Raw genomic sequence first — 25,519 nt, 5'->3', positions numbered from 1 at the left:
GCGATCAACTTTGTCCTTTTAGGGAGGCTTTACGTGATCCTTACGTACGTATTCTTCACAAGCGGTTATCACTTCAGCACTAGGGGGCATCCATGACCGACCCTTCGGGCCGCGCCGCTCGCAGCGCGCGCCGAACGAAACACACCCGCCGAAGAAGGTGGGCGAGAGTCACTTCCGTCGTCACCGCCTCCGTCCTCCTCGGCGGATTCCTGAGCGCCGAGACCGCGTTCGCGGTCAGCGGTCTCTCCCTGCCGAAGCTGGACACCACCAAGCCGGTGCCGGTCACCCCGGTGGAGGCGGCGAAGCCCGGCGGACGCGACGACGCCGCTCGGGACTCCCGCAAGGGCGTACCGGCCGTCAGCTGGCCCGCGCCCGGTACGGCCGAGGTCGAACTCCCGGACGGCCGGGGCGCGGTGAAGCGGGCCGGCAAGCTGCCCGTACGGATCGGGCAGGCCGGTGCGGCGAAGAAGACCGGCGCGAACCGCAAGGCGGACCGGACCGCGCCCCCCGGGCGCGCGCAGGTCCAGATACTCGACCGGAAGACGGCCGACAGGCTCGGGGTCGACGGCGTCCTTCTCGCCGTGCGCGCGGCGGAGGGCGGGCACGACGCGAAGGTACGCCTCTCCCTCGACTACTCCGGGTTCGAGCACGCCTACGGCGCCGGCTGGGCGTCGCGGCTCACCCTCGTACAACTCCCGGACTGCGCACTGGACTCGCCCGGCGCCGGGAAGTGCTCCGCGTCGGCGCCGCTCAGCACGGACAACGACTCCGGGGCGAAGACGCTGACCGCGGACGTCCCGGTCGACGCGGCCTCGGACGGCCCGGCCGTGGACGGTGGAGCGCCGGTACGGAAGGCGCCGAGCGGCGCGCGTTCCGCCACCGGTCTGACCGCCGCCTCCGGGGTGACCCTGCTCGCCGTGTCCGCCGCCCCGTCCGGTTCGTCCGGCGACTACAAGGCGACACCGCTGAGCCCGTCGGGCAACTGGGTGGCCGGTGACTCCTCCGGCAACTTCGGCTGGGGCTACGAGATCCAGACCCCGGACGTCCCCGGCGGCCTGGAGCCCGAGCTGTCGCTCGGCTACTCCTCCCAGTCGCTCGACGGCCGTACGGCGGCCACCAACAACCAGGCCAACGCCGTCGGCGACGGCTGGGCGCTGACCGAGAACTACATCGAGCGCCGCTACGTGTCGTGCAACGACGACATGACCGGCGGCAACAACAAGGCCAAGAACGGCGACCTGTGCTACGGCACCGAGAACGCCACCATGTCGCTCGACGGCCAGTCCCACGAGCTGGTGCGGGACGACAAGACCGGCGTCTGGAAGCTCAAGGACGACGACGGCACCCGCGTCGAGCTGCTGACCGACACCGCGCTCGGCAACGGTGACAACGACGGCGAGCACTGGCGGATCACCACCACCGACGGGACCCGCTACACCTTCGGCCACAACCGGCTGCCCGGCTGGTCGTCCGGCAAGGAGGAGACCAACTCCACCTGGACCGTGCCGGTGTACGGCAACCAGAGCGGCGAGCCCTGCTACAAGAGCGCCTTCGCCGACTCGTACTGCCAGCAGGCGTGGCGCTGGAACCTCGACTACGTGGTCGACACCAACGACAACGCCACCGCGTACTACTACAAGGCCGAGAAGAACCGTTACGGCCGTAACGTCTCGGCCACCACCGGTCTCGGCACCCCCACCGAGTACACCCGGGGCGGCTACCTCGACCGGATCGAGTACGGACTGCGCTCCGACAACCTGTACACCGCCAACGCGGCCGCAGCGAAGGTCGAGTACACGGTCGCCGAACGCTGCCTGCCCGACTCCTCGTTCGACTGCGCCCCGGCGAAGATGACCACGGCCAACGCCAAGCGCTGGCCCGATGTCCCGGTCGACCAGGACTGCAAGGCGGGCGAGACCTGCAAGGACAGGATCGCGCCCACCTTCTGGACCACCAAGCGGCTGACGAAGATCACCACGAAGGTGCTCGACGGTTCCGGCTACCGGCCCGTCGACTCCTGGGACTTCCGCCACCAGTTGCCCGACCCCGGCGACGGCTCCCCCGCCACCCTGTGGCTGGCCGGCATCACCCGTACCGGACACACCGGTGACACCGCCGAGTCGCTGCCCGAGATCACCTTCAAGGGCACCCAGCTGGCCAACCGCGTCGACACCACAGGCGACGGCATCCCGCCGCTGGTCCGCTACCGCGTCAACCAGATCAACAGCGAGACCGGCGGATCCATCGGCGTCACCTACTCCGCCGCCGACTGCAAGCCGGGCGACCTGCCCACCGAGGCGAGCAACACCAGGCGCTGCTACCCGGTCTACTGGTCCTCGGCGGACTCTCCCGCCGCCGACTACAAGCCGGTGAAGGACTGGTTCCACAAGTACGTCGTCACTCAGGTCCTGGAGAACGACCTGGTCGGCGGCTCCCCGACCGAGCAGACCGACTACACGTACGTGGGCGGCGCGGCCTGGGCCAAGAGCGAGGACGAGTTCACCAAGGCCGAGCACCGCACGTACAGCGACTACCGGGGGTACGGCGAGGTCCGCACCCAGAACGGCAACGGCACCGACGGCCCGAAGCAGGACAGCCGCACCCGCTACTTCCGCGGGGTCGCGGGCGCGAAGGTCGCCGACTTCGAGGGCAACGAGGTCGCCGACCACGCGTCCTTCCAGGCCATGGTGCGCTCGGAGATCGTCTACAACGGCTCCGAGGTGGTCTCCGAGGAGACCTCCACCCCGTGGCGCTCCGCCGTCACGGCCACCCGCGCCCGTACCGGACTGCCGGCCCTGGAGGCCGATATGACGGACGTCCAGGCGGAGACCACCAGGTCGCCCGCCAAGGGCGGCGGCTGGCAGCGCACGAAGACGGAGCGGACCTTCGACGCGTACGGCATGGTCGCCACCGAGACGGACCACGGCGACACGTCGAAGACCGGCGACGAGACCTGCGACACCACCACCTACGCCCGGAACACGGCGGCCAACATCCTGGATCTGGAGGCCACCGAGAAGACCACGGCGGGCACCTGCGCCGCGCCGGGTGAGCTGATCGCGGAGAACCGCAGCTACTACGACGGCTCCACGGTGCTGGGCGCCGCCCCGACGAAGGGCAACAACACCCGGGAGGACGAGAACAACGCGGAGGGGACGGGTTTCTTCACCACCTCGCTGACCACGTACGACGCCTACGGTCGCGCGCTGGAGGTGACGGACTCGCAGGGCCGCGCCATGACCACGAAGTACGTCCCGCCGACGGGCACGCCGACGAGCATGGTCGTCACGAACCCGCTCGGCCACACGCGGACCACCGAGATCGACCCGCTGCGCGGGGTGCCCACCGCCGAGGTGGACGCCAACGGCAAGCGGTCCGAGCTGGGCTACGACGGGCTCGGCCGGCTGACCGGGGTCTGGGAGCCCGGCCGTACCAAGGCCAAATTCCCCGACCACCCCAACGCCTCCTACGCGTACCGGATCTCGACCACCGACACCCCCGTCGTCACCACCCGTGAACTGCGCGGGGACGGCTCCACCGAGACGAGTTACGAGATCTACGACGGTCTGCTGCGCGAGCGCCAGACCCAGGTGCCCTCGCTCAGCGGCTCCGGCCGGGTGCTGACCGAGACGCTGTACGACTCGCGCGGTCTGGAGTGGAAGTCGTACGACGACTACCACGCCACCGGGTCACCCGAACCGAAACTGGTGGCCGCCGACGACACCAAGGCCCCGGCCGCGGTCCGTACGGTGTACGACGCGGCTGGGCGGCCCACCGAAGCCGTCGCCATGAAGTTCGGCACGGAGACGCGCCGGACGAAGACGGTGTACGACGGCAACCACACCACCCTGATCCCGCCGAAGGGCGGTATGGCCAGCACCACGGTCACGGACGCGCAGGACCGGCCGGTCGAGGTCATCGAATACACCAACGAGGCACGCACCACCTCGCAGACCGTCAAGTACGGCTACGACAAGCGGGGGCTGCTGGAGAAGGTCACCGACCCGGCCGGCAATGTGCGCGCGTTCAGCTATGACGCACGCGGCAGGGAGACTCTCAGCGACGACCCGGACAGCGGCACGCTGCGCACCACCTACGACTCGCTCGACCGGGCGCTGACCACGACGGACGCCCGCGGGGTGACCCTGAAGGTCGCCTACGACGAGCTGGGCCGCAGGACCTCGCTGAGCCAGGGCGACAAGGTCCTGTCCGAGTGGAAGTACGACACGGTCGCCAAGGGCGAGATCAGCGAGTCCCTTCGGTACGTGGACGGCAACGCCTACGTACAGAGGATCACCGGTTACACGGACGATTACCAGCCGACCAAGGTGGAGGTCACCGTCCCGGAGTCGGAGGGCGCCCTCGCGGGCACCTACTCCGTGGGGTACGCCTACGACGCGCTGACCGGCCTGCCGACGGCCCTCAACCAGCCCGTGCTCGGTGATGTGCCGGCCGAACGGGTGGTCACCCGCTACGGCGGGGACGACCAGCCGCAGGGGCTGACCGCGGGCAGCCGCGTGCTGGTCAACTCCACGGCGTACGACCCCTTCGGGCGTCCGCTGCGCACCGAGTACAACGACGCGGCCCGGCGGCTGTACCGGTCCGTCTCGTACGACGAGCACACCGGCGAGCTGCTGCGGACCACCACGGACCGCACGTTGGCGCCGAGCCGGGTGGACGACACCACCTATGACTACGACCCGGCGGGCAATGTCACCCGGATCACCACGGTCACCGGCCAGGACACGACGCGGCAGACCGACACCCAGTGCTTCACCAACGACGCGCTCCAGCGTCTGACCGAGGCGTGGACGTCGAAGGACTCCTGCGACGTGGCGCCGTCCCCGTCGAACGTCGGAGGCCCCAAGCCGTACTGGCTGACGTACAGCTATGACGCGCTGGGCAACCGCACCAAGGAGGTCCGCCACGACGTGGGCACGGACGGGGCGGCGGGCAACAGCGCGCTGAACTCGGTCCGTTCGTACGAGTACGCGAAGCCCGGCGGCGCCAAGCCGGCCGCGCTCACCTCGGTGAGCACGGAGCGGGACGGGGTCGCGAGCGTCACGGGCTCATTCGCCTACGACGCGGCGGGCAACACCACGACGCGCAATACGGACGGCCGGGACCAGACCCTGGTCTGGGACGCGGAGAACCAGCTCGCGAAGGTCGAGGAGCCGGGCAGGACCACCGTCGAGTACACGTACGACGCCGACGGCGGCCGGATGCTGCGCAAGGACCTCACGGGGACGACGCTGTATCTGCCGGGCGGCAACGAACTGCTGCTGCGGCCGGACGGCAAGAAGACCGGAACGCGCTACTACGAGCTGGACGGCGAGACGGTCGCCGCGCGGACGGGCGGCGCGGTCCAGTTCCTCTTCGACGACCACCACGGCACCGCGTCCACCGCGATCGACGCGGCCACCCAGGAGGTGCAGCACCGGACGCTCGCCCCCTTCGGCGAGGAGCGCGGTTCGCCGTCGGCGACACCCGCGCTCTGGCCGGGTGGTGACCAGGGCTTCGTCGGCGGGACGGTCGACAGCACGGGGCTGACCCAGTTGGGCGCCCGTGCCTACGATCCGAAGCTCGGCCGGTTCCTGAGCGTGGACCCGATGTCCGACCTCGGTGAATCGCAGCGCATGAACGCGTACGCGTACGCCAACAACAACCCGGTCAGCTTCTCCGACCCCGACGGCCTCTTCTGGGGAAAGCTCAAGAAAGCAGTCACCAAGAAGGCCAAGAGCCTCTACAAGAAGATCAGCAAGAACAAAAAAGTGGTTGCGCTCAAGAAAGCGACGAAGAAGCTCGTCAAAAAGGTCCGCCATGTGGTGAAGCACACCAAGAAATTGGTGAAGAGAGCCAAGAAGGTCATCTCCCGGCAGAAGAACAAGCTGGTCAAATCGACGCGTGCCGCGGTGAAGAAATACAAGGCGAGAGCACAGCGGTATTACCACAAGAAGAAGCGGCAGACCACGACGTGGCTGAAATCCACGGGCAAGAAGGCCGCCTCTGTCTACAAGTCGGCGAAGAAATCCACCTCGAACGGACTGAAGGCAGCCTCGAAACAGGTCACCCTGAACAGAGCGGCCAAGGTACTGGGGCATGTGAGTACCTTCACCGGCACAGCCGGCGGGATCATGGCGATGGTCCCGGGTCTTCAAGGAGCCGCCGCGGTGATGGGCGCGATCTCGGCGGGTACCGGCCTGGCTTCCGCGGGCGCCTACGCCCTTGACGGCAACAAGTCGGCGGCCGTCAGCCAGCTCGCCGGCACCGCTGCCGCCGTCATGCTCGGCGGAGCCGGTTCCGCCGCCAGGCTCGTCCGGGGCAGCGGTGCTGTGGCCCGGGGATCCCGGGCCGCGCTCAGCGACGGACTCGCGGGTGTGGGCGGCAAGCTGATGGCGTCGGGCGGCAAGCTGGAGAAGGGGGTGGGGAGGGCGTCGATCGGCCTCCACACCGCCGCGGCCAACACCGGGGGCCTGATCGGCCTTTACTCTGACGCCAGGAGTCTTGCGACACGCTGATCCGGCAGCGGGCCGGGGAAGGGGCGAAGGCCCCTTCCCCGGCCCGCATCACCACCACCGCACCGTCCCGCCCTCCAAAGGGAGTTCCATGCTCGACATCCCTCGCGAGATCGTCTTTCTCGTCTTCACCCTCGGCATAGCCGTCTTCGCTCTCTCCTACATCTCGTTGACCGTCACCTGGGGTCAGCGGTCCCCGCTTCTGTGGATGCTCATCCCGCTCGTGGGCGGTATCGGGATCGGTCTCGGCAAAGGCGAGTCGATCGACGTGCTCCTCTTCAGCCTGGGCGGCTTCTTCCTGATGCTCCCGTTCCTTCTTCTCCTGCCACGGGGAAAGAGGAAAGAACTCAACCGGCGTGAAGCGGCCGGGGAGAAGGTCGACTGGCAGGAGGCGGCGCCGCCGACATGGGCGGTCCTCGTCTTCGCCGGAGTCGCCTGCCTCTGGGCGGTCTTCTCCTTCATCGCGACCGGAGGATGAACTCCAGCCCCTCGGACGGAGCCATGCAGCTTTCCTCGATACCCCTGGTAGTCATGATCATCGCGGTGGCTCTCGCCATCGGCGTCTTCCTCCGCGCGTGGTTGCCGCTGATGAACACCAAGGAACAGCAGGTGAAGATCGGAGTGGCCGCCGCGCTGGGCCTCGTCGCGATCAACACGGCCGGGGTGCTGAAGTTCGGCTGGCCGCTCAGAACCGCGCTCGCCTACTACCTCGTCGTCATCGTGTCGTTCGCGATCGGCACGCTCGGCCACGCCAAGTCGATCAGAGCCGTCGCGAGCCGCGAGGCCACCGAGGGCCCCAGCAAAGAGAATCAGATGCCCGGCCTGATGATGATCCAGCTGTTCGGCGTGATGGCGGCGCTCTTCGTGCTCGGTGGAAAGCTGTTCAGCGACTTCTGAATCAAGATGTGAGCGGGGGCCCGGGTGGCCCGCGAGGGCGAGCGGGCGGGTGACCGCTCCCCGGCCGCTGGATAGGCTGCGGGCATGACACCACCACAGCTCGGCCCGGCGCTCGTCGAGGAGGCCACCAAGAAGTCCGGCCTCGTGTGGGTCAGGGGCTCCGGTCCCGACCGCGCGCTGTGGCACGTCTGGCACGAGGGCGCTGCGCTGCTGGTCGGGGACGGTCCCGGTGAGCAGCCGCTGCCGGGGCTGGTGGCCGGTGCCACCGCCGAGGTGACCGTACGCAGCAAGGACAAGGGCGGGCGACTGGTGGCCTGGACCGCCGCCGTCGTGGAGCTGGCCCCGCACTCGCCGGAGTGGGAGGCGGCCGTGGCCGAGCTGAAGGGCAAGCGGCTCAACGCGCCGGACGCGGAGGTCATGACGGAGCGCTGGGCCCGGGAGTGCCGGGTGCTGCGGCTGGTGCCCGAGGACTCGACCACCGAACTGCCGGCCGACTCGCTGGCGGCCACCCCGCTGCCGACGCCCGCCACGACCCGTGAGCCCGTACCCGCCTCCCTGGGCCGGCTGCTCCTCAAGCGCGCGAAGAAGGCCCCGAAGAAGGGGCGGGAGAGCTGACGGCCAGACAAGGACCGGCCTCCGTCCGACAGGCTCTATTCGCCGGTCTTGGGCAGCTGCTTGCCGTAGTCGACGGTCTGGCCCTTGGACGGGGCCGCCAGTTCGAAGTCCTTGCCCCAGTCGGCGAGGGTCAGCGTCCCCGCGTTGCCCGCGCGCTCCAGCCGTACCGGGTACGGCGTGCCCTCCAGCGAGATGTCCAGCGTGCCGCCGTCGCCCGCGCTCCCGCTGATCTTGACGGTCCGCACGCCACCGATCCGGTCGCGGGCTCCCTTGTTCAACTCGCCGTGCAGGGTGAGGATTCCGCCGAGCAGTACCTTCATGTCCGTGAAAACGGTCAGCTGCTTGTACGCCGGGTCCTCCTGGGGCACCTTCACATATTTGTCCCCGAGCTTTCCCGCCGCCTCGGAGTCCGAGGCGCCGGGCGTCGCGGTCGCCTTGCCGTCCGAGTCGTCCGCGTGGCTCCAGAACCCCGCGTCGGCCTTCAGATACAGCGCGTCCTCGATCCGCAGCAGCTGGAAGGTGCTGTTCTTCGAGACGACGGAGCCGAGCGCGCCGTTCTCCTTGAGCCGCATGTTGAGCTTGTACGCCTCGCCGCCGCTGACCAGGGTGCCGGCGAGCCGCACCGCCCCCGCCGTGCCCGCCGCCGTCTGTGCCTTCTTCTCGATCTCGGCGGCGGAGAGCTTGCCGACCCCGTTCGTCCCCTCGTCGGGATCCTCGCCGCACGCCGTGAGCCCCGCGGCCAGTCCCAGGCAGAGCGCGAGGGGGAGGACGGCCCGACGGGCCCGGTCCGACGACGGGAGAACGGTCACAGCCGTACTGCCTCTCATACGCTGCTGGCGGTGGCAGACCGCAGCGTACCCGTGCCGGGGCGACCTCTCGACGTGGAGTACCGGGGGCGCCGCGCGGACGGAACCGTCACGGCGGGCCACACCGGTTCGGGCTAGCCTGAACCCGTAATCACGCTGGATACAAGGACAATCAACGACAAGGAGGCGCTCGGCGATGGCCGCAGTCACGCCCCGGGTCTTCGTCTCGCATCTGGTCGGCGTGCCGGTCTTCGACCCCACCGGCGACCAGATGGGCCGGGTCCGCGATCTCGTCGCGATGCTGCGGGTCACCGGCCGGCCGCCGAGGCTGCTCGGTCTGGTGGTGGAGATGCTGAGCCGGCGCCGGATCTTCCTGCCGATCACCCGGGTGACGGGTATCGAGTCGGGCCAGGTGATCACCACCGGTGTGCTGAACGTACGGCGCTTCGAGCAGCGGCCGACCGAGCGCCTCGTCCTCGGTGAGCTGCTCGACCGGCGGGTGCGGCTGGTGGAGACCGGCGAGGAGGTGACCGTGCTCGATGTCGCCATCCATCAGCTGCCGGCCCGCCGCGACTGGGAGATCGACAAGGTCTTCGTGGAACGCGGCAGGAAGGGCGGCGCGCTGCGCAGGCGCGGGGAGGCGCTGACCGTCGGCTGGTCGGCCGTCACCGGCTTCTCGCTGGAGGAGGAGGGGCAGGGCGCCGAGCGCCTGGTGGCCTCCTTCGAGCGGCTGCGCCCGGTCGATCTCGCCAATGTGCTGCACCATCTGACCCCCAAGCGCCGGGCCGAGGTGGCCGCCGCCCTGGACGACGACCGGCTCGCGGACGTCCTGGAGGAGCTGCCGGACGACGACCAGGTGGAGATCCTCGGCAAGCTCCAGGAGGAGCGCGCGGCCGACGTCCTGGAGGCGATGGACCCGGACGACGCGGCCGATCTCCTCTCCGAGCTGCCCGAGGCGGACAAGGAGCGGCTGCTGACGCTGATGCGCCCCGACGACGCGGCCGACGTGCGGCGGCTGATGTCGTACGAGGAGCGCACGGCCGGCGGTCTGATGACGACCGATCCCATCGTGCTGCGCCCCGACGCGACCGTGGCGGACGCGCTGGCCCGGGTGCGGCGCCAGGACCTCTCCCCGGCGCTCGCGGCCCAGGTCTATGTGTGCCGGCCGCCGGACGAGACGCCGACGGGCAAGTATCTGGGGACCGTGCACTTCCAGCGGCTCCTGCGGGACCCGCCGTACACGATGGTCAGCTCGATCGTGGACAGCGATCTGCCGCCGCTCGCGCCGGACACCCCGCTGTCCGCCGTCACCAGCCATCTCGCCGCGTACAACATGGTCGCGGCGCCGGTCGTCGACGAGACCGGGGCGCTGCTCGGCGCGGTCACGGTCGACGATGTCCTCGACCATCTGCTGCCGGACGACTGGCGCGAGACCGGTTACGCGGAGGGCGACGGGCCGGAAGAGGCGCATCGGACGGCGGCGGCGCACGGAACGGACGAGGCGGACGACGAGGCGGAAGAGGCGGACCGTGGTGTCTGAGCGTCCGGAGCGGGAGAGCGGCGGCCGGGAGCGCACGAGGGCCGGTTCGGGGGCGGGGGCGACGGCCCTGTCGCACGGCGGCCGGACACGGCTCGACCAGCCCCGGCCGCAGCGGCGCCGGATCCTGCCGGAGCTGCCCGAGTACGACCCCGAGGCGTTCGGGCGGCTCTCGGAGCGGGTCGCCCGCTTCCTGGGGACGGGCCGCTTCATCGTCTGGATGACGCTGGTCATCGTGGTCTGGCTGGGGTGGAACGTCCTCGCCCCCACCGAGCTGCGCTTCGACCCCTACCCCTTCATCTTCCTGACGCTGGTGCTCTCGCTCCAGGCGTCGTACGCCGCTCCGCTGATCCTGCTGGCGCAGAACCGCCAGGACGACCGGGACCGGGTCACGCACGAGCAGGAGCGCAAGCAGAACGAGCGGTCGATCGCGGACACCGAGTATCTGACCCGGGAGATCGCGGCGCTGCGGATGGGGCTGGGCGAGGTCGCCACGCGCGACTGGATCCGCTCCGAGCTCCAGGACCTGGTGCGCGAGACGGCCGAACGGCGGCCGGCGGACGGGCCGGGGACCGGTGGCGGGACGGGGCAGGGACGGGCGGAGAGCGACCGCTGAGGGGCCTTCGTCGGGGCGGCGCGGATCGCCGTACCATCTCCGTATGGCTACCGACACGTACGGAACCGCCGTCCCCGCGGAAGACGCGGTGCGCGATGCGCTGGCGACGGTGAACGACCCCGAGATCCACCGGCCGATCACCGACCTCGGCATGGTCAAATCGGTGGAGATCGGCGAAGACGGCGCGGTGGCCGTCACGGTCTATCTGACGGTGTCCGGCTGTCCGATGCGCGACACCATCACCCGGAACGTGACCGAGGCGGTCGCCGCCGTCGCCGGGGTGACCCGGGTCGATGTGACGCTGGACGTGATGGGCGACGAGCAGCGGCGCGAGCTGGCCGCCTCCCTGCGCGGCGGCACCGCCGAGCGCGAGGTCCCCTTCGCCCAACCGGGATCGCTCACCCGGGTGTACGCGGTGGCGTCGGGCAAGGGCGGCGTCGGGAAGTCGTCGGTGACGGTCAACCTGGCGGCGGCCATGGCGGCGGACGGACTGAAGGTCGGGGTCGTCGACGCGGACATCTACGGGCACAGCGTGCCCCGGATGCTCGGCTCCGACGGGAAGCCCACCCAGGTCGAGAACATGATCATGCCGCCGTCGGCGCACGGCGTGAAGGTGATCTCCATCGGGATGTTCACCCCGGGCAACGCGCCGGTGGTGTGGCGCGGCCCGATGCTGCACCGCGCGCTTCAGCAGTTCCTGGCGGACGTCTTCTGGGGCGACCTGGACGTGCTGCTGCTGGACCTGCCGCCGGGGACGGGCGACATCGCGATCTCGGTGGCCCAGCTCGTGCCCAACGCCGAGATCCTGGTGGTCACCACCCCGCAGCAAGCGGCGGCCGAGGTGGCGGAGCGGGCGGGCTCGATCGCCGTGCAGACCCATCAGAAGATCGTCGGTGTGGTCGAGAACATGTCGGGGCTGCCGTGCCCGCACTGCGACGAGATGATCGACGTCTTCGGCACCGGCGGCGGCAAGCTGGTCGCCGAGGGACTGACCCGGACGACCGGCGCCGAGGTGCCGGTGCTGGGTGCGATCCCGATCGACGTACGGCTGCGCGAGGGCGGCGACGAGGGCAAGCCGATCGTGCTCTCCGACCCGGACGCCCCGGCCGCCGTGGCGCTGCGCGGGATCGCGGGCAAGCTGGGCGGCCGGCAGCGCGGCCTGTCGGGCATGTCGCTGGGGATCACCCCGCGCAACAAGTTCTGAGCACGCCACGGCCCGTTCCGGAGGCGGTACGGACGGACCGGGGACCGGGCGCGGTACGAATGGGACGGGGGCGGCCGCTCATGGCGGTCGCCCCCGTCCCGTCGGCCCGGGCGGTCGGCCCGTCTCGGCCGTTCAGCCGTACGTGTTGATGTCCTCGATCACCGAGAACCCGAGGCCGTAGGCGCTCATCCCGCGCCCGTACGCGCCCAGGTGCACCCCGCCGGCCGTCGAGCCGGCGAGCACCCAGCCGAACTCGGACTCCCGGTAGTGGAAGGGCGTGAGCGCGCCGTCCACGGGCAGGGAGAGCGCCGACCACGCCGCCCCGGCCAGATCGTCGGCCAGCTCGAAGGCGGCCTCCGTCTGCTGCTTCAGCCAGTCGTCGCGCAGCGCGTGGTCCAGCAGCGCGGGCCAGGTCGACGCCAGCAGCCCGGAACCGGCCAGCCAGGCCGCCGAGGACGCCGTCGTGGCCTCCAACTGGCCCGTACCGTCGCTGGTCCTGCGCACCGGGCTCGTCCCCACCGTGACGACGACCGCGAACCGTCCCTTGTCCGCGTCCGACGTGTCCGGTCTTATCGACGGCGCCTCACCGTGGCCCGTGGCGCCGTGCTGCACCACCCCGTCGGAGTCCGCGCCGACCTGCATGAGCCAGCGCGGGCCCGTGAACGCCTCGTCCAGGCCGTACCAGGGGAACGGGGCCCGCAGGTAGGCGTCGACCGTACGCGGGGCCGTGGTGCCCCCTTCGGTCTCCGCAGGACCGTCCGCGCCCCGCGCACCCGCCCGACTCGTCGTCTCCATCTGCCGGCCGCCTCCTCGATCTCGTACGTCCGGCGTGGCCCGCCCCCGACGGGCGTCTCAGTGCCGGACAGATGGAGGATAGCCACCCGGTCCCGACTCGCAGGGATTGGTCGTGCTCAGGTGGCGTCTGCGTCGAAGGGAGGCCGTTCGGGCCGATCGGCCTTCCCGGCCTTCTTGAGCAGGTCAGGACCGGCTGTCGCGGCAGCCGCCGCGGCGCCGCCGGCGCCCTGGCCGGTCAGCGATTTGACGGTGGAAACCGGTGAGTCCGACACGGCGGTTCCACTCTCATGGCCGTTGACCGCGTCGACGACATCGGTCACCTCCTTGCGGAGGTCGAAGCTGCTGCGGATCTCCTTCAGCCCCAGATCGTCGTTCTCCAGGAGCTGCTTGCGCACGAACGTCTTGGGGTTGAGGTCCTCGAACTCGAAGTCCTTGAACTCCGGGCCCAGCTCCGAGCGGATGTCCTGCTTGGCGTTCTCGGAGAACTCGCGGATCTTCCGGATGAAGCGCGAGACGTCCTGGATGACCTTGGGAAGCTTCTCCGGGCCGAAGACGATCACGGCGATCACCACGATCGTGACCACCTCAAGGGCGCCGATGTCACTGAACACTCTGCTGCTCCTCGTGTTCTCCGGGCCGCGGCCGGGGGGACGCGGTCGTCCTGGCCCGGGGAATACCGGGGCGGGTCGCGGTGGATCGGGGGTCCGGGCCGCTCCACGGTACCTTCCCCCTCTGTCGTGGCGGTACCTCCAGGTGGCCGTCGGGTGCCGCGGGGGCCTCGGCCACGGGTGGCCGTCAGGTGCCGTCCGCCGAGCCGAGGGACAGGGTCATGGTCCGCTCCTTGCCCGCGCGGAGGAGGGTCAGCTCCAGGCGGTCGCCGGGGCGGTGGGCGCGGATCTTGACGATCAGTTCCTCGCCGCTGTGCACGCGCTGTCCGTCGACCTCGGTGATGACGTCGCCCGCCCGGACACCGGCTTCGGCGCCCGGCCCGCCCTCGGTCACCGCGGGGCCGCCGTCGGCCGCCTCGGCGCCGACCCGGGCCCCGTCGCCCGCGTACTCCATGTCGAGGCTGACCCCGATGACCGGATGGGTGGCCTTCCCGGTGTTGATCAGCTCCTCCGCCACTCGCTTGGCCTGGTTGATCGGTATGGCGAAGCCCAGGCCGATGGAGCCCGACTGGCCGCCGGTGAGGCCGGAGCCGCTGTCGGCGGCGCGGATGGCGCTGTTGATCCCGATGACCCGGGCCCGGCCGTCGACCAGCGGGCCGCCCGAATTGCCGGGGTTTATCGGGGCGTCGGTCTGGAGGGCGTCCACGTAGCTGATGTCGCTGCCGTCGCCCTTCTCGCCGCCCGCGGTGATCGGGCGCTCCTTGGCGCTGATGATCCCGGACGTCACCGTGTTGGACAGGTCGAAGGGGGCGCCGATGGCGACGACCGGGTCGCCGACGCGGACGTTGTCGGAGTTGCCCAGCGGGAGCGGCTTGAGCCCGGAGACCCCGGTGACCTTGACCACGGCGAGGTCGTAGCCGCTGTCCTTGCCGACGAGCCGGGCGCGGGCGGTCTGGCCGCCGCTGAACGTGACCGATATCTCGCCGGAGGAGGAGGCGGGCTGGACGACGTGGTTGTTGGTCAGGATGTGGCCGCTGCGGTCGAGGACGAAGCCCGTGCCGGTGCCCTGCTCGCCGCTGCCGCTGACATGGAGCGTGACGACGCCGGGCAGCGCGCTGGCGGCGATACCCGCGACGCTGTCGGGGGCGCGGTCGGTGGTCTCCGGGCCCGCCTGCGGGAGTTCGACGCTGGTGAAGCCGCCGTTGCGCTCGATGTACGCGCCGACCGCGCCGCCGAGGACACAGCCGGCGAAGGCCAGCAGGACGAGGGCGGCGCCGCCGACGCGCCGGCGCCGCCCGGCCGGCTCCCCGTACTGGGTGAGCGGCTGCCGCTGTCCCGGCGCGCTCCAGGGGTCGTACTGGCCCCACTGCGGGGACGGCGACGGCGGCTGGTGCGGCACCCGGGGCACGGACGGCGGCGGCAGGTGGGCGGCGGCGGGCGTCCCCGCGTCGTACGAGGGCGGCGCGGCGCCGTGCTCAGGGGGCAGCGGGGTGCCGTGTGCCGGGGTGGGCAGCTGTACGGGGGGTGCGGGCGCCCAGGGGCCCGGGCCGCCGTAGGGCGGGGTGCTGTAGTCGTCGGGCTCGTGCAGCGGCCGGGGACGGTCCTGGGGCGCCGTGACGGCGTCGGCGGGGCTCTGCGCCCCCACGAGGGGCGGCGCTCCGGCGGCCGGCGGCCCGTCCGGCCGGGACTCGGCGGGCATGGACTCCGCGGGCCGCGACGCGGCGCTGGCCGGATCGGCGGATGGTGACGGGCTGTCATCCGGGCCGGCCGGGCGGAGCGGCTCCGTCTCCGGTCCGTCCGCCGCCGGCCGTCCCGGCGCGGGACGGCTCCACCAGCTCGCCTTCGGTCCGCTGGGCTTCCCGTCGTCCATGCTCTCCCCGCAACTGCCGTTCCGCGCGCCCCCCGTGGGGGCCGCTCTAGCCGGTGCCGCTCACGGCAAGAGGGATTCAACCAGGTCCGGGGAGCTTTCCGCAGGGCGCGGGCTCAGCGCCTGGCCGAAAGCGGAGCGGTGGGCAGGGTCGGAGCGGCGAGGCGGGAGGGGTGAGGTGTGGCCGTGGGGCCGCTGCCGGTGGTCTCGTCGATCTGGCGGGCCGAGCCGGTGGGACGTACCCACAGGGCCGACGACGTGCCGGTCAGGGCGGTGGGCGTGAACGACTCCCCGGCGAGGGTCTCCGCGCGGGGACCGCCGGGCGCGTCCGTCGGTGCCGGCCGGTCGACGGACTGCGGGCGCATGCCGCCCTGGCGGCGGGCGCTCTCGCCGACCGGGACCGGGGAGGTGGTGCCCGGGGCGCGCATGGGGGTCACCGCGTTGCCCGCGCCGCGCGGCAGGATGTCGGCGGTGGTGCCCAGCGGCATCGTCCCGCCGAGGGCCATCGCGGCGAACGACACCGCGCTGGCCGCCGCGAAGGCGAACCGGCGTCCGCGCCACGGCGAGCGCTCCGCTTCCCGCCGCCCGACCTCGTGGATCCGGAAGCCGGAACCGCCGGGCAGCGCGACGGCGTGCGCCCCCATCGGGACATGGCCGAAGGCGTCGGACCGTACAGGAAAGACGCCCTCACCGAAGCGGCCCGCGTCGAACAGCCCTTTTCCGTTGTCGTCGTCTCCGGGGCCCGGCCCCTGGCCACCACCGGGCAGTCCGTGCAGGCGGGCGAGGAACCCGGCCGACGGCAGCGGCGGGGCCGTCTGCGCGAACATGCTCTTGAGCCGACGCTGCGCGTCGGCCTCCGCCTTGCACTTGGCACAGGTGGCGAGGTGGGCCAGCACGCGCTCGCGCGCGTCGTGGTCCAGCTCCCCGTCCACCAGGGCGGCTAGTCGGTCCCCCAGATGCTGCTCGGCGGGGGTCTGGCTGGTGCCGCTCACGCCGATCCGCCCTCCCCGGCCACGCTCGCGAACGCGCGCTGCTCGGCCCTGGCCTCGGGGGAGCGGTGCTGGAGCGCCTTGCGCAGATGCGAGCGGCCGCGGTGGATGCGGCTGCGGACGGTGCCGAGCTTCACGCCGAGGGTGGCGGCGATCTCCTCGTACGAGAGCCCCTCGATGTCGCAGAGGACCACCGCGGCCCGGAACTCGGGCGCGAGGGTGTCCAGCGCCTGCTGGACGTCCGCGTCGAAGTGCGTGTCGTGGAAGACCTGCTGGGGCGACGGCTCACGGCTGGGCAGCCGCTCCGCCGCGTCGTCGCCGAGCGCGTCGAACCGGATGCGCTGCTTGCGGCGGACCATGTCGAGGAAGAGGTTGGTGGTGATGCGGTGCAGCCAGCCCTCGAAGGTGCCGGGCGTGTAGGTCGACAGCGAGCGGAAGACCCGGACGAAGACTTCCTGGGTCAGGTCCTCGGCGTCGTGCTGATTGCCCGTGAGGCGGTACGCGAGGCGGTAGACCCGTCCGCTGTGCGTGCTGACGATCTCCTCCCAGCTGGGAGGCGTCCACGCCTGCGATTCCGCATCCGATGCGAAGGTCGCGGTAACTGCGGAGTCGATGGAGCGAGAACGGTCAGCGGACTTGGTCACGGATTTCGGCTCGCCGGCCGACCTGAGAAGACGCCTGAGCACTCCTCCCCGATCCACAGGCGCAGCCGCACCTCCCCTATCGGCTCTGGTGGTGTCCAGTGGAGCCCCTACCATAGCCACTCCGCCCGTTAGCTCCGGATAAGAATCTTTACGCGAATTTGGGCCCGGCCCCCGGGTCGGTCCCCACCCTGATCCCGGCCCCGCGCGCCTTGCTCCGCACCTCTTCTTAACGCCCGGTCCCATCTGCGGGTTCCCGGGCGCAGCGGATACAGTCACCGTTGCGCCGCCAACGGGGACAAGGAGAGGGTCATTACCGCCAACCGGCAGACGAGCTGGGCGTTCGCCGACGCCTTTGTCGCCGAGGACGAAGCACTGCGCTGGGCCCGTGACCGGGCCAGGGACGCGGGGCTCCGCTCGGTGTCACCAGGCACGGGTGCCGCGCTGCGGCTGCTCGCTGCCACGCTCGACGCGAAGTCGGTGGCGGAGATCGGGACGGGTACCGGTGTCTCCGGTACGTATCTGCTCCAGGGAATGCGCCCGGACGGTGTGCTGACCACGGTCGACACCGAGCCGGACCGGCAGCAGTTCGCCCGGCAGGCGTTCCGCGCGGCCGGATTCGCCGGGAACCGCGCGCGGTTCATCCCGGGCGGCGCCCTGGACGTGCTGCCGCGTCTCGCGGACGGCGGGTACGACCTGGTCTTCTGCGACGGCGACCGGCTCGAATCGCTCGACTATCTCGCTGAATCGTTGCGGCTTCTGCGGCCGGGCGGACTGGTCTGTTTCGAGGGTGTCTTCGCGAACGGACGGACGGTCGACTCGTCGGCTCAGCCCGCCGAGGTCCTGCGGGTACGGGAGCTGCTGCGGGCCGTGCGGGAGAGTCAGGAGCTGCAGTCGACGCTGCTGCCGGTGGGCGACGGGCTGCTCTGCGCCGTACGGCGCGGCTGAGGCGGCGCCGCACGCCGGCCGGTCCGCGCGGGCGAGCCCGGACAGACCTCTGCCCCGGTACGGAAGAACTCCGTACCGGGGCAGAGGTCTGTCTGTCCAAGGATGATGCGTTCACCCCGAAGACCCTGAAAACGTTCCGCTCAGCCGACGACCTTCTTCAGCGCGTCGCCGAGCGCCTCCGCCTCGTCCGGAGTCAGCTCGACGACAAGCCGACCGCCGCCTTCGAGCGGAACGCGCATGACGATGCCCCGCCCCTCCTTGGTCACCTCGAGCGGGCCGTCGCCCGTTCGCGGCTTCATGGCCGCCATGCTCGTTCCCCTTCCTGAAACCAGCTCATCGCAGCCGGCGGCCCCATGACAGGCGCTGTGTCACCGGCATCGAACACATTGCTTCCAGCGCATTATCCCGCATGGCGGGACCCGATGACCAACATGGAACGGCATCGCTTGCGCAACGCGCTCTCGCAAAACCCCGCAATTCGGCGATCCTCCTGCGATACTTCGCCGCCGTTCGCTCCGCCGGCGCCCCGGTTTCTTAGACGCAGGTCACATGCCCGCGGCCGGAGATCTCCGACATGCTGGGGCCGGACAGGACCTGCCCGAGCCGCGAGGGGACCCGATCATGACCGACACCGTGCTGTACGACGTCGCCGACGGACTGGCGACGATCACGATCAACCGGCCCGAGGCCATGAACGCGATGAACACGGCGGCCAAGGTGGCGCTCAGGGACGCGCTGTCCGCCGCCGCGGCCGACTCCGACGTACGGGGTGTGCTGCTGACCGGCTCCGGCGACCGCGCGTTCTGCGTGGGCCAGGACCTCAAGGAGCACACGTCGCTGCTCGAAGCGGCACGGCGGGACGGCGCGGGTGATGCCATGAGCACCGTGCGCGAGCACTACAACCCGATCCTGCGGGCGATCACCGAGATGGCCAAGCCGGTGGTGGCCGGGGTCAACGGGGTCGCGGCGGGGGCCGGCCTGGGCTTCGCGCTGGCGGCCGACCACCGGGTGGTGGCCGACACCGCTTCGTTCAACACGTCCTTCGCCGGGGTGGCGCTGACGGCGGACTCCGGGGTCTCCTGGACGCTGCCCCGCCTGGTCGGCCGGGGCCGCGCCACCGATCTGCTGCTGTTCCCGCGCTCGGTGCCGGCGGCGGAGGCGTACGCGTGGGGGCTGGTCGACAAGGTCGTCCCGGCGGCGGAGCTGGCGGCCGAGGCGGCCTCGGTCGCCCGCGCGCTGGCCTCGGGCCCCACGCTCGCGCTGGCGGCGCTCAAGGAGTCGCTGGCGTACGGCGCGGGCCACTCCCTCGCCGAGACGTTGGAGAAGGAGGAGGAACTCCAGTCGCGGGCGGGCGCGTCGGAGGACCACGCCATCGCGGTGAGCGCCTTCCTGGCGAAGGAGAGGCCCCGGTACGTGGGGCGCTGAGCCCGGACCGCCCCGCGCGGTCGCCGGCCGGCTCAGCCCCGGCGGGCCACGCAGTCCGCCAGGTGGTCGTCGACCAGACCGCACGCCTGCATCAGGGCGTACGCCGTGGTGGGGCCCACGAAGCGGATGCCGCGCTTCTTGAGCGCCTTGGCGAGGGCCGTGGACTCGTCGGTGACCGCCGGGACGTCGGCGGTCGTCACGGGCGCGGGACGGGCCGTATCGGGCGCGTACGACCAGATCAGGCCGTCGAGTTCGCCGGGAGACCACCCGGCCAGCGTCCTGGCGTTGGAGAGGGTCGCGTCGATCTTGGCGCGGTTGCGGATGATGCCGGGGTCGGCGAGGAGCCGGTCCCGGTCCGCGTCGGTGAACTCCGCCACGGAGGCGATCGCGAAGGAGGAGAAGGCGGTACGGAACCCCTCGCGCCGGCGCAGGATGGTGATCCAGGAGAGACCGGACTGGAAGGCTTCCAGACACAGCCTCTCGAAGAGGGCGTCGTCGCCGTGGACCGGCCGCCCCCACTCGTCGTCGTGATAGGCGAGATAGTCCTCGGTCGACAGGCCCCAGGGGCAGCGCGGGCGCCCGTCCGGGCCGGCCACCGCCGTGCCGTCGCTCATCGCCCGGTCTCCTCTCCCGGCTTCCCGAACAGGTCGGGTGAGGAGACGGCCGCGGCCTGCGCCCCGGCCAGCGCCGCCTCCAGCTCCGCGATCCGGGCGTCGCGCTCGGCCAGTTCGGCGCCGAGCCGGCTCAGCACCTCGTCCACGTCGGCCATCCGGTAGCCGCGCGCGCCGACCGGCAGCCGCAGCGCCTCGACGTCCGCGCGGCCGACCGGGCGGGTCACGGGCAGCGGGTCGACCAGCTGCTCGGGGGGCACGTCCGGCAGGACGGTGCTGTCGCCACCGCCGACGACCGCGAGCGTGACGGCGGCGACGACGACGACCATCGCGATGAGCAAGAACAAGAACACGTGCTTCTCCCGTGGCAGGAAACGTCCGATGCCGATCGTGCCACGAGCTGTCGGCCGTGGGGGCGGCCGAAGCCGGTTAAGGTCGCAGGCGAACCGAACGCTGGGAGGATGCAGGGGATGCGCGGCACGCTGCGGCTGGGGCGCCGGGAATTCGGCCCGCACGAGCCGGTGATCATGGCGATCGTCAACCGGACACCGGATTCCTTCTACGACCGGGGCGCGACCTTCCGCGACGAACCGGCCCTGGACCGCGTCGAGCGGGCGGTGTCCGAGGGCGCGGCGATCATCGACATCGGCGGTGTCAAGGCGGGGCCGGGCGACGAGGTCACGGCCGACGAGGAGGCCCGGCGTACGGTCGGCTTCGTCGCGGAGGTGCGGCGGCGCCACCCGGACGTGGTGATCAGCGTCGACACCTGGCGCAGCGAGGTGGGCGAGGCGGTCTGCGAGGCGGGCGCGGACCTGCTGAACGACGCGTGGGGCGGGGTGGACCCCGGGCTCGCCGAGGTGGCCGCGCGGTACGGGGCGGGGCTGGTGTGCACGCACGCCGGCGGCGCCGAGCCGAGGACCCGGCCGCACCGGGTCGCGTACGACGATGTGATGGCCGACATCCTGCGGGTGACGCTCGCTCTGGCCGACCGGGCCGTCGCGCTGGGGGTGCGCCGGGACGGGATCATGATCGACCCCGGCCATGACTTCGGGAAGAACACCCGGCACTCGCTGGAGGCGACCCGCAGGCTCGGCGAGATGGCGGAGACGGGCTGGCCGGTGCTGGTCTCCCTCTCGAACAAGGACTTCGTCGGCGAGACGCTCGACCGGCCCGTCAAGGAGCGGCTGACCGGCACGCTCGCGACGACGGCGGTGTCGGCGTGGCTGGGCGCCAGGGTCTACCGGGTGCACGAGGTCGAGGAGACCCGGCAGGTGCTGGACATGGTGGCCTCGATCGCGGGCCACCGGCCGCCGGCGGTCGCCCGCCGGGGTCTGGCCTGAGCGGTTCCCCGGCCGCCCGGCGGGCGGCCGGGGGCGGCCGGGCCGGGAAGCGCGGGGCCGGCGGGTCGCCGCCCGTGGCCCCGCGCTCCCGTGTCAGTTGCCGGTCTCCTTCGTGACGAGGGCGACGGCCTCCTCCACGTCGTCCGTGACGTGGAAGAGCAGCAGGTCCTTCTCGGACGCCTTGCCCTGGCCGACGACCGTGCCGCGCAGCCAGTCGACGAGCCCGCCCCAGTACTCCGTACCGAACAGGACGATCGGGAAGCGGGTGACCTTGCGGGTCTGCACCAGGGTGAGCGCCTCGAACAGCTCGTCCAGGGTGCCGAGGCCGCCGGGCAGCACCACGAAGCCCTGCGCGTACTTCACGAACATCGTCTTGCGGACGAAGAAGTAGCGGAAGTTCACCCCGATGTCGACATGCGGGTTGAGTCCCTGCTCGAAGGGCAGCTCGATGCCCAGGCCGACGGAGATGCCCTCCGCCTCCCGCGCGCCCTTGTTGGCCGCCTCCATCGCGCCCGGGCCGCCGCCGGTGATCACCGCGAATCCGGCGTCGACCAGCGCGCCGCCGAGCCGGACGCCCGCCTCGTACTCCGCGGAGCCGGCCGGCGTGCGGGCCGAGCCGAACACGGCGATGGCGCTCGGCAGTTCGGCGAGGGCGCCGAAGCCCTCCACGAACTCCGACTGGATGCGCATCACCCGCCAGGGATCGGTGTGCACCCACTCCGAGTCGCCCTCGGTGTCCAGCAGCCGCTGATCGGTCGTACCGGGCTGTACCTGCTCCCGTCTGCGGATCACCGGACCGAGCCGCTGTTCCTCCGGCCTGCGCGTTCCGTCTGGCATGCCCATGAGCCGCTCCTTCCGCTGCTGTGCGTCGTTCTGCGCAAGGGTAGATCGGCGCACGTGACAAACGGCGAAATTCCGGCAGTCGATCAGGTCCCCGGCCGGTGAGCGCCCGTTCGGGCACTCACCGGGTGAGCCAGTCCCGCAGCCGGTTCTCGCAGTGGGTGATCCGCTCCACGGCCACCCGCTCGTCCCGCTTGTGCGCGAGCAGCGGGTCGCCGGGGCCGTAATTGACCGCGGGGACGCCGAGCGCGCCGAAGCGCGAGACGTCGGTCCAGCCGAACTTGGGCCGCGCCTGCCCGCCCACGGCCGCCATGAACGCGGCGGCGGCCGGGTGCGCGAGGCCGGGCAGGGCGGCGCCGGAGTGGTCGTCGACGGTGAACTCCGTCACCCCGCAGTCCGCGAAGACCTCCTGGACGTGGGCGAGCGCCCGCGCCTCGTCCAGGTCGGGGGCGTAGCGGTAGTTGACGGTGACGGTGCAGGCGTCGGGGATGACGTTGTTGGCGACGCCCCCTTCGATCCGTACGGCGTTGAGGCCCTCGTGGAACTCCAGCCCGTCGATGACCGGACGGCGCGGTTCGTACGCGGCGAGCCGGGCCAGGATCGGCGCGGCGGCGTGGACGGCGTTGGAACCCATCCAGCTGCGGGCGGAGTGCGCCCGCTCCCCCTCCGTGCGGAGCAGCACCCGCAACGTGCCCTGGCAGCCGCCCTCGACCTCTCCGTCGGACGGTTCGAGCAGGACGGCGAAGTCGCCCTCCAGCCAGTCCGGGTGGGCCTCGGCGACATGGCCGAGTCCGTTGAGGTCCGCGGCGACCTCCTCGTTGTCGTAGAAGACGAAGGTGAGGTCGCGGTTGGGCTCGGGGACGGTCGCCGCGATCCGGAGCTGGACGGCGACGCCGGCCTTCATGTCGCTGGTCCCGCAGCCCCACAGCACGCCGTCGGCGTCGAGCCGGGAGGGCACGTTGTCCGCGATCGGGACGGTGTCGATGTGCCCGGCGAGTACGACCCGCTCCGCGCGCCCGAGGCTCGTCCGCGCCACGACGTTGTTGCCGTGCCGGTCCACGGTGAGGTGCGGCAGGGTGCGCAGCGCCTGTTCGACGGCGTCGGCGAGCGGCTTCTCCTCGCCGCTGACGGAGGGGAAGTCCACCAGCGCCGCGGTGAGTGCGGGGCCGTCGAGGGTGAGGTCGAGCGCGGGCTCTGAGGTGGTGTGGGACATGGTCCGACCCTAATACGATGCCCCTCGCCGACGGCCCGCACGTGGTGTCGCCGATGAAGCCGTGTGCGGCGCGGGACTCCAGTACGGTGAGCGCGTGCCCGAGACCGCCACCCCCTCCCGTCGCGGACGCCCCCTGCGCCTCGTCTCCGCGTTCGTCATGCTGCTGGCCCTCTCCGGCTACACGTATGTGCAGTACATGACCAGTCGCGACAGTCTGCCGCGCTGTGTGGTGCGGGCCTCGGGCGACGACGCCGCGTCGTACGCGCTGAGCCCGGACCGGGCGGCGAACGCGGCGACGATCGCCGCCGTGGGCAGCGGCAGGGGGCTGCCGGAGCGCGCCGTGACGATCGCGCTGGCGACCGCGCTCCAGGAGTCGGCGCTGCGCAATCTCGACTACGGGGACCGCGATTCGCTCGGCCTCTTCCAGCAGCGCCCCTCCAAGGGGTGGGGCACCGAGGCGCAGGTCCAGGACCCCGTCTACGCGGCGGGCGAGTTCTACGACCATCTGGTGAAGGTCCAGGGGTACGACCGGATGCCGCTGACCGAGGCGGCGCAGCGGGTGCAGCGCAGCGGCTTCCCGCTGGCGTACGCGAAGCACGAACCGGACGCGGCGCTGCTGGCCTCGGCGCTCACCGGCAGGTCGGCGGCCTCGCTGACGTGCTCGGCGCCGAACGGCGGGGTGATGGGCGATCCGGCGGAGGTACGGGCCCAGTTGGTGCGGGCCTTCGGAGCGGACGTGCTGCCGGCCGGGCGGTCCGCCGGGAAGTCGGCGCCGGGCGGCTCGGGCGCGGGTGCGGGCGCGGGCGCCGGAAGCGGCGGCGAGCTGTCCGTACCGGTACCGGCCGCAGCGGCCGGTACCGCCCCCCGGCGCGGCGACCCGGCCGGGGGGACGGCGGGTTCGCGGCACGGCTGGGAGCTGGCGCACTGGGCGGTGGCGCAGTCGACGGCGCTCGGGATCGACGAGGTCTCCTTCGCGGGCCGGGTGTGGAGTGCCGAGGACGCGTTCAAGGGCTGGCGGCCGGTGGCCGGTCCGGCGGTGACGGCGAGCACGGCGGAGGTCAGAATCCGCACCGCTCGGTAGTCGACACCGCCCGGCAGTCGCGCGGGGGCCGGAATTCCACACCGCGCGGCAGTACGGCCTGTCACCCGTGCGGGTGGGGCTCGCACCGCCGGGAAGCCCTTGGGACGCCGGTGCGGGCGGGCGGGGACCGCGTCGCCGAACTCCCTGCGTACGGCGGGAACTGACGGTCCGTCACACCTGGGCGTCCCTACTCGTTCGCCCTTTTTTATCCATACCCGATCATGCGACGCATTGCTGATTCTTTACCCGTGCCCACCGCATCCTCGGGCGCCCTTCGAGGGGTTGTCACTGCGTCCGGTCCACTCACGGACACGGCACGCGACAAGCGACCAGCACTGTTCTCTCCCCCGAAGGAGCATCATGTCCGCGAACCTCCCCCTCACCCGTCGGATCGCCCGCGCCGCACTGCTCATCGCGGCGGGCGCCGCCCCGGTGATCGGTGCGGCCGGCTCCGCGAGCGCGGCGGAGCTGCCGCAGACCGATCTGGGTTCGGTGAGTTCGCTCGACGGCGCCGCCGTGGGCAACACCCTCGACAGCGGCGCGCAGCAGGCCACCAAGACCGTGGGCGACGCGGGCGGCAAGGCCGTCCAGCAGGGCGTACCGGCCGCGGGCAAGGCCGTCGGCAAGGCCGCCAAGACCGCCACCCCCGTCGTCCAGAAGACGGCCGGTGACACCGCCGGCGGCGCGGGCACCCTGCTGGGTCAGACCGCCAAGACGGCCACCGCCGGCACCGGCGCGGCCAAGGCGCCCGCGGGCGGCACGCTCGGCGGGCTGCCGGTCCAGGGCCTGCCGATCGGCTGACCGCCGAGGACCCACGGCCCAAACCCCCGGCCGGGCCAGCCCGGACGGCGCGGGGTGCCCGCTGCGCCCGGATACGCGCGGTGGGGCCGGGGGCGCGCGCGCCCCCGGGCCCCCCCCCCCGCCGCCCCCGCCCCCCCCCCGCCCGCCGCCCCCCCCCCTCCGCGTCGCCC

General features: G+C 71.8%; 22 protein-coding genes and 1 pseudogene. 12 read left to right on the top strand and 11 right to left on the bottom strand.

Annotated features, from left to right (window positions below; all coding sequences use genetic code 11):
• Nucleotides 1-92 precede the first annotated feature (92 nt).
• From ACFY6S_RS23620 to ACFY6S_RS23605, 4 genes are all read left to right on the top strand, one after another.
• Nucleotides 93-6,518 carry an RHS repeat-associated core domain-containing protein gene (locus ACFY6S_RS23620; RefSeq protein ID WP_388815338.1) on the top strand — a complete coding sequence of 2,142 codons (6,426 nt, stop codon included), beginning with the start codon at nt 93-95 and terminating at the stop codon, nt 6,516-6,518.
• A gap of 88 nt (nt 6,519-6,606) precedes the next feature.
• The gene (locus ACFY6S_RS23615; RefSeq protein ID WP_388815340.1) at nt 6,607-6,993 is read left to right on the top strand and encodes a hypothetical protein; all 387 of its coding nucleotides are present in this window, start codon (nt 6,607-6,609) and stop codon (nt 6,991-6,993) included.
• Nucleotides 6,994-7,046: 53 nt separating this feature from the next.
• Nucleotides 7,047-7,412: a hypothetical protein gene (locus ACFY6S_RS23610; RefSeq protein WP_388815342.1), complete on the top strand. Its 366-nt coding sequence runs from the start codon at nt 7,047-7,049 to the stop codon at nt 7,410-7,412.
• Nucleotides 7,413-7,496: 84 nt separating this feature from the next.
• Nucleotides 7,497-8,027 carry a hypothetical protein gene (locus ACFY6S_RS23605; RefSeq protein WP_388815344.1) on the top strand — a complete coding sequence of 177 codons (531 nt, stop codon included), beginning with the start codon at nt 7,497-7,499 and terminating at the stop codon, nt 8,025-8,027.
• 35 nt (nt 8,028-8,062) lie between these two features.
• Here ACFY6S_RS23605 and ACFY6S_RS23600 read toward each other — a convergent pair whose 3' ends face one another.
• Entirely contained in the window at nt 8,063-8,836 is a 774-nt protein-coding gene (locus tag ACFY6S_RS23600) for a hypothetical protein (protein ID WP_388815346.1), read from the bottom strand.
• A 193-nt stretch (nt 8,837-9,029) separates the two neighbouring features.
• Between ACFY6S_RS23600 and ACFY6S_RS23595 the strand changes: the two genes are divergently transcribed.
• From ACFY6S_RS23595 to ACFY6S_RS23585, 3 genes are read left to right on the top strand one after another with little or no spacing between them, the layout of a single operon-like run.
• Entirely contained in the window at nt 9,030-10,373 is a 1,344-nt protein-coding gene (locus ACFY6S_RS23595; RefSeq protein WP_388815348.1) for a magnesium transporter MgtE N-terminal domain-containing protein, read from the top strand.
• Nucleotides 10,363-10,986: a DUF1003 domain-containing protein gene (locus ACFY6S_RS23590; RefSeq protein ID WP_388815350.1), complete on the top strand. Its 624-nt coding sequence runs from the start codon at nt 10,363-10,365 to the stop codon at nt 10,984-10,986. Before ACFY6S_RS23595 ends, ACFY6S_RS23590 begins: the two co-directional genes overlap by 11 nt.
• 43 nt (nt 10,987-11,029) lie before the next feature.
• Entirely contained in the window at nt 11,030-12,190 is a 1,161-nt protein-coding gene (locus ACFY6S_RS23585) for an Mrp/NBP35 family ATP-binding protein (protein WP_388815352.1), read from the top strand.
• Between the two features lie 132 nt (nt 12,191-12,322).
• On the opposite strand, the gene ACFY6S_RS23580 is transcribed toward ACFY6S_RS23585, so the two are convergent.
• The 5 genes from ACFY6S_RS23580 to sigE form a co-directional block, all read right to left on the bottom strand.
• Nucleotides 12,323-12,985 carry a hypothetical protein gene (locus ACFY6S_RS23580; protein ID WP_388815354.1) on the bottom strand — a complete coding sequence of 221 codons (663 nt, stop codon included), beginning with the start codon at nt 12,983-12,985 and terminating at the stop codon, nt 12,323-12,325.
• Nucleotides 12,986-13,101: 116 nt separating this feature from the next.
• Nucleotides 13,102-13,596 carry a sec-independent translocase gene (locus tag ACFY6S_RS23575; protein WP_388815356.1) on the bottom strand — a complete coding sequence of 165 codons (495 nt, stop codon included), beginning with the start codon at nt 13,594-13,596 and terminating at the stop codon, nt 13,102-13,104.
• Nucleotides 13,597-13,780: 184 nt separating this feature from the next.
• The gene (locus ACFY6S_RS23570) at nt 13,781-15,463 is read right to left on the bottom strand and encodes a trypsin-like peptidase domain-containing protein (protein WP_388815358.1); all 1,683 of its coding nucleotides are present in this window, start codon (nt 15,461-15,463) and stop codon (nt 13,781-13,783) included.
• A gap of 113 nt (nt 15,464-15,576) precedes the next feature.
• Nucleotides 15,577-16,452: an anti-sigma factor family protein gene (locus ACFY6S_RS23565; RefSeq protein ID WP_388815360.1), complete on the bottom strand. Its 876-nt coding sequence runs from the start codon at nt 16,450-16,452 to the stop codon at nt 15,577-15,579.
• Nucleotides 16,449-17,207: an RNA polymerase sigma factor SigE gene (gene sigE, locus ACFY6S_RS23560; protein WP_388815362.1), complete on the bottom strand. Its 759-nt coding sequence runs from the start codon at nt 17,205-17,207 to the stop codon at nt 16,449-16,451. Before sigE ends, ACFY6S_RS23565 begins: the two co-directional genes overlap by 4 nt.
• Before the next feature lie 164 nt (nt 17,208-17,371).
• On the opposite strand from sigE, the pseudogene ACFY6S_RS23555 reads away from it, so the two are divergent.
• Nucleotides 17,372-18,038, top strand: a pseudogene (locus ACFY6S_RS23555) (O-methyltransferase).
• Between the two features lie 140 nt (nt 18,039-18,178).
• On the opposite strand, the gene ACFY6S_RS23550 reads toward ACFY6S_RS23555, so the two are convergent.
• Nucleotides 18,179-18,346: a DUF3117 domain-containing protein gene (locus tag ACFY6S_RS23550; protein ID WP_009997451.1), complete on the bottom strand. Its 168-nt coding sequence runs from the start codon at nt 18,344-18,346 to the stop codon at nt 18,179-18,181.
• 313 nt (nt 18,347-18,659) lie between these two features.
• On the opposite strand from ACFY6S_RS23550, the gene ACFY6S_RS23545 reads away from it, so the two are divergent.
• Nucleotides 18,660-19,463: an enoyl-CoA hydratase-related protein gene (locus tag ACFY6S_RS23545; RefSeq protein WP_388815364.1), complete on the top strand. Its 804-nt coding sequence runs from the start codon at nt 18,660-18,662 to the stop codon at nt 19,461-19,463.
• Nucleotides 19,464-19,495: 32 nt separating this feature from the next.
• Here ACFY6S_RS23545 and ACFY6S_RS23540 read toward each other — a convergent pair whose 3' ends face one another.
• Together ACFY6S_RS23540 and ACFY6S_RS23535 are read right to left on the bottom strand one after the other, a co-directional pair.
• A complete protein-coding gene (locus ACFY6S_RS23540; protein WP_388815366.1) occupies nt 19,496-20,077 on the bottom strand; it encodes a DNA-3-methyladenine glycosylase I in 582 nt (193 codons plus the stop codon).
• Nucleotides 20,074-20,427, bottom strand: coding sequence for a hypothetical protein (locus ACFY6S_RS23535; RefSeq protein ID WP_388815368.1), 354 nt, complete (start codon nt 20,425-20,427; stop codon nt 20,074-20,076). Before ACFY6S_RS23535 ends, ACFY6S_RS23540 begins: the two co-directional genes overlap by 4 nt.
• Before the next feature lie 117 nt (nt 20,428-20,544).
• Here ACFY6S_RS23535 and folP point away from each other — a divergent pair, with 117 nt between their 5' ends.
• On the top strand, nt 20,545-21,414 hold the full coding sequence (gene folP / locus ACFY6S_RS23530) for a dihydropteroate synthase (protein ID WP_388815370.1): 870 nt from the start codon (nt 20,545-20,547) through the stop codon (nt 21,412-21,414).
• Nucleotides 21,415-21,507: 93 nt separating this feature from the next.
• Here the strand turns inward: folP and ACFY6S_RS23525 are convergent, their stop codons facing one another.
• Nucleotides 21,508-22,257: a TIGR00730 family Rossman fold protein gene (locus ACFY6S_RS23525; RefSeq protein ID WP_388815372.1), complete on the bottom strand. Its 750-nt coding sequence runs from the start codon at nt 22,255-22,257 to the stop codon at nt 21,508-21,510.
• A 118-nt stretch (nt 22,258-22,375) separates the two neighbouring features.
• Complete coding sequence (dapE, locus tag ACFY6S_RS23520; RefSeq protein WP_388815374.1) at nt 22,376-23,467, bottom strand: succinyl-diaminopimelate desuccinylase; 1,092 nt, start codon at nt 23,465-23,467, stop codon at nt 22,376-22,378.
• A gap of 94 nt (nt 23,468-23,561) precedes the next feature.
• On the opposite strand from dapE, the gene ACFY6S_RS23515 reads away from it, so the two are divergent.
• Complete coding sequence (locus tag ACFY6S_RS23515) at nt 23,562-24,548, top strand: hypothetical protein (RefSeq protein ID WP_388815376.1); 987 nt, start codon at nt 23,562-23,564, stop codon at nt 24,546-24,548.
• A 360-nt stretch (nt 24,549-24,908) separates the two neighbouring features.
• Nucleotides 24,909-25,349, top strand: coding sequence for an ATP-binding protein (locus ACFY6S_RS23510; RefSeq protein WP_388815378.1), 441 nt, complete (start codon nt 24,909-24,911; stop codon nt 25,347-25,349).
• Nucleotides 25,350-25,519 lie beyond the last annotated feature (170 nt).

This window comes from Streptomyces sp. NPDC012835, assembly GCF_042900885.1.
In the GTDB taxonomy this organism is placed as follows: Bacteria; Actinomycetota; Actinomycetes; order Streptomycetales; family Streptomycetaceae; genus Streptomyces.
Note: the sequence above shows the minus strand (reverse complement) of the source record. Positions and strands in the feature narration are given on the sequence as shown.